Source organism: Dietzia cercidiphylli (genome assembly GCF_014145145.1).
Lineage (GTDB): Bacteria > Actinomycetota > Actinomycetes > Mycobacteriales > Mycobacteriaceae > Dietzia > Dietzia natronolimnaea.
The window spans coordinates 1-2,792 of the sequence record NZ_JAALEA010000297.1 but is presented as its reverse complement, the minus strand read 5'-3'; the positions used below and the strand labels follow the sequence as shown (position 1 = coordinate 2,792).

General features: G+C 71.0%; 3 protein-coding genes. 1 reads left to right on the top strand and 2 read right to left on the bottom strand.

Annotated features, from left to right (window positions below; genetic code table 11):
- Positions 1–643, top strand: a 643-nt coding sequence (locus tag G6028_RS11085; protein ID WP_241730695.1) for an HNH endonuclease family protein, incomplete at its 5' end; no start/stop codon positions are given.
- A gap of 42 nt (positions 644–685) precedes the next feature.
- Here G6028_RS11085 and G6028_RS11080 read toward each other — a convergent pair.
- Positions 686–1,537, bottom strand: a complete 852-nt coding sequence (locus G6028_RS11080) for a DUF1542 domain-containing protein (RefSeq protein ID WP_182658874.1) — start codon at positions 1,535–1,537, stop codon at positions 686–688.
- 55 nt (positions 1,538–1,592) lie between these two features.
- A complete protein-coding gene (locus tag G6028_RS11075) occupies positions 1,593–2,735 on the bottom strand; it encodes a CoA transferase (RefSeq protein ID WP_182658875.1) in 1,143 nt (380 codons plus the stop codon).
- Positions 2,736–2,792: the final 57 nt, after the last annotated feature.

The window sequence follows — 2,792 nt, the reverse complement described above, 5'->3', positions numbered from 1 at the left end:
CCCGCCCGTCCCCGAACCCGCGCCCCCCGAGCCGGCACCGCCCGAGGCCGTCCCGCCGGGCGATCCGATGGTCGCGGCCGCACGGGTGGCCCTACCCCGGCTGGAGATCAAGGGCCGCGCACCCAAGACGGGATACGACCGTGACCTGTTCGGACAGGCGTGGTCCGACGACGTCTCCGTGGAGTTCGGACGCAACGGGTGCGACACGCGCAACGACATCCTGCGGCGCGACCTGCAGGACATCACGGTGCGACCGGGGACCCGGGACTGTGTGGTGCTCACCGGGGTCCTGTACGGGCCGTACACCGGGGAGCGGATCGAGTTCGTGCGGGGTCAGGACACCTCGTCCGCGGTTCAGATCGACCACGTGGTGGCCCTGTCGGACGCGTGGCAGAAGGGCGCCCAGCAGCTCACCCCCGACCAGCGGCGCGACTTCGCCAACGATCCGCTCAACCTCTTGGCGGTGGCGGGGCACGCCAATCAGAGCAAGAGCGACGGTGACGCGGCCACCTGGCTCCCCCCGCGCCGGGAATTCCGCTGTCCCCTGATCTCGCGGCAGATCCTGGTCAAGGAGCGCTACGGACTCTGGGTGACCCCGGCCGAGCACGAGGCCATGGAGCGGGTGCTGGCCGGCTGCGGTTGACCCTGCTGGCCCTACTGGAACTGCTGGCCCTACTGGACCGGGTCAGAAATCGAAGAGGCCACCGTCGAAGAAGCCGCCGCCGCCTCCGCCGTCGCCGCCGAACAGGCCGCCGTCGAAGAACCCGCCGCCGTCGCCGCCGCCGCCGTCGCCGCCCATGAGCCCGCCGTCGAAGAAGCCGTCGCCTCCCTCGCCTCCGCCCATGTCGCCGCCGCCCATGTCGCTGACGTCCGCGCCACCCTCGCCGACCCCGGCCGCGAAGTCCTCGCCGGAGTAGCCGACGCCCGCCATTCCGGCGAACATCATGTTGAACATCATCATCGAGCCCATCATCCACATGCCCGTGGCCAGGGCGGAGGCCCACCACGGCTCCGAGTACCAACCGGCGGGCACAGGCCGTCCGGCCACCACACCACCCGGGTAGTAGTGCGGGGTCTTGTCGCTCGGCTCGGTCGCCGCGGTCATCGTGCGGCCGTCGACCTCGACGGTCCGGTCCTCGGTCACCCGGCCGGCACGTTCCTGGCCGTCGGTCGTGGGCAGCTCCGGACCGGGGTCCAGGCCCATCGCCGATCTGGCGGCCCGGATGTAGTAGAGCCCCTCGATCGCGGTGTCCTTGGCCAACCGCGCCTGGACCGGTGTGCGGGCGTTCTCGAGCTCCGTCACGGCCGCGGTGTAGCGCTCGGACGCATCGGCCATCGCCTGCTTGGAGGCCTCGTCGGTGCCGTCGAGGTTGAACACCTGGCCACCGAGTCGCTCGACCCAGCGCGCGGCCTCGGCGCGATGGTCCTCGAGATGGCGGTTGTCGTGCGCCTGCAGCTGCGTCTGGCCCTTGTTCTGGCTGCGGGAGACCACGGCGACGGCCACCGCGATCACTGCGGCGATGAGGAGGAATTCCACGGGTCGACCTTTCTCGGTACTACCACCCGAGCGTACCGAGATTGTGCCCTGCCGGTCAGCGGCCGCCGGGCTCGGTGTGCGCCGCCCTGTCGAGCCCCAGTTCCGCCAGTACGGGCCCGGTGTCCGCACCGTGGGGGCGGGGACCGAACCGCACGGATCCCGGGGTGTCGGAGAGCTTGATCGGGATGCCGACACTGCGGTACCCGTCGCGCTCGACGACCATGTCGCGATGCAGTACCTGGGGCATGGACAGCGCCTCACCCACGTGGTTCACCGCCCCCGAGGGCACTCCCGCCTCACGCAGGCGTTCCGCCAGCTCGTCCCGACGGATATCGCCGACGAGTCCACCGAGGACCGCCCGCAGCGCCGGCGAGTTCTCCAGGCGGTCCGGATTCGTGAGGAACCGGGGATCGTCGACCAGCTCGGGAGCGTCCAGCGCGAGGGCGAGGGCGCGGAACTGCCGGTCGTTGCCGGCGCCGATGAAGAAGGGCCCGTCGGAGCAGGTGAAGGTCTCGTACGGGCAGATGGTCGGGTGCGCGACTCCGGTCCGGACGGGCGGTTCGCCGGTCGCGAACCACGTGCCCGCGTGGGGGTGCAGGATCGACACCGCGTTGTCGAGCAACGCGAGGTCCACCAGCTGTCCGCGACCTGTGGTGGCCCGCACGTGCAGGGCCATCAGGATGCCGTTCATCGCGTTGAGACTGGTGACGATATCCACCAGTGGGATCCCGATCCGCATCGCTGCCCCGTCGGGCTCGCCGTTGATGCTCATCAGGCCCGAGAGTCCCTGCAGGACGGCGTCGTACCCCGGTGCGCCACCGAGGGGCCCGTCGACGCCGTACCCGGTGATGCGGCAGTGGATCAGGCGCGGGAAGCGCTCGGCGAGCTCGTCGTCGCCGAATCCCCACTTCTCGAGGGTGCCGGCCCTGAAGTTCTCGATCACCACGTCCGCGCCCTCGAGCATCCTGCCGAGCAGTGCCTGCCCCTCCTGGTCGCGCAGATCGATGCAGATGTTCCGCTTGTTGCGGTTGAGCCCGTCGAAGTACGCGCTGTGGTCGTCCCGCACGAAGGGTGGCCCCCAGCCGCGGGTCTCGTCCCCGCCCGGCGGTTCGACCTTGATCACGTCGGCGCCGTGGTCGGCCAGCATCTGGCCGCACAACGGTCCGGCGAGGACCCGGGCCAGATCCACGACGCGGATGTCGGTGAGGGCACCGGTCCGGGGGGGCTCGGTCGGGTGCGGCTCGGTCGGGTGCGG